We start from the raw sequence: 827 nt of genomic DNA, 5'->3' as shown, positions 1-827 counted from the left end.
CATTCGCCTGATGTATGAACGCCTGCGGGCCGCAGGCAATCCCGGCAAGCTGGCTCTTACGGCATGCATGCGAAAGCTACTGACTATCCTCAATGCCATGCTGCGGGACCGAAAAGGATGGATCTCCGCTTGGCGATCAAGACAGTCGCTCAAACGGTGGGCAAATGGAGCGGCAACATACGAGCGCGCAGGAGATCGGTGCTGTTGGCCAAGTGGGCGTTCCAGATGTGTTTGACTGCCGGCGTAGCCGCAGGCCTTGAGTTTCGGCAGCAGATGACGGGCCGATCTGTGTCCCTCCGCCCATCGCTTTGCCAAATAGTCCGCAAACTTTGACGGTGTCGTGGCTTTAGGCGCCATGGCCCGACCCTCCGGCAAGATGACGAGGGACGGCCGTTTTGGTATAATTTTCGGTGCAAACCTGTAGCGCGCTTGGTCGACGAGGCCATCTGTCCCGCTCCCTGAAGCTCCTTAATCTGATCGAATGTTGCCAACCACTGCGCACGGCGGCCACGCCCCGCGAGACGTCAATGTTGAACGATTTCAGGCCGTCTGCCGTGATTATGGTAGCCTTCCATCGTCGTAAGTTTGCCGGGATCGCGCGGTGGACAGGCGCTCTCCACGAGCCAGATCGCGGACGAGGGCCTGGGCCTTGGAGGCGGCCATGCCAATGCGCGATCCGGCGCGTTGTGCCGCAAGGTCAGCCGCCAGCACGACACGGCGCCGTCCGTCGCGACCGACGAGGATGAGGGGCGTTTCAGCCGGTGGCGCTGCGTCGCCCGCCTGCCGTCTGACCCGATCGGTCGAGAATGTCGGCAGGGAGACGGAGA

At 62.0% G+C, this 827-nt stretch carries 2 pseudogenes; one reads left to right on the top strand and one right to left on the bottom strand.

Annotated features, from left to right (window positions below):
* Nucleotides 1–121: pseudogene (locus tag ASILVAE211_RS26675) on the top strand (IS110-like element ISEc32 family transposase); the annotation flags it as partial.
* Nucleotides 122–558: 437 nt separating this feature from the next.
* Here the strand turns inward: ASILVAE211_RS26675 and ASILVAE211_RS25855 are convergent.
* Nucleotides 559–827 (bottom strand): annotated as a pseudogene (locus tag ASILVAE211_RS25855) (hypothetical protein); the annotation flags it as partial.

The organism is Acidisoma silvae (assembly GCF_020618775.1).
GTDB classification, from domain to species: Bacteria; Pseudomonadota; Alphaproteobacteria; order Acetobacterales; family Acetobacteraceae; genus Acidisoma; species Acidisoma silvae.
Note: the sequence above shows the minus strand (reverse complement) of the source record. Positions and strands in the feature narration are given on the sequence as shown.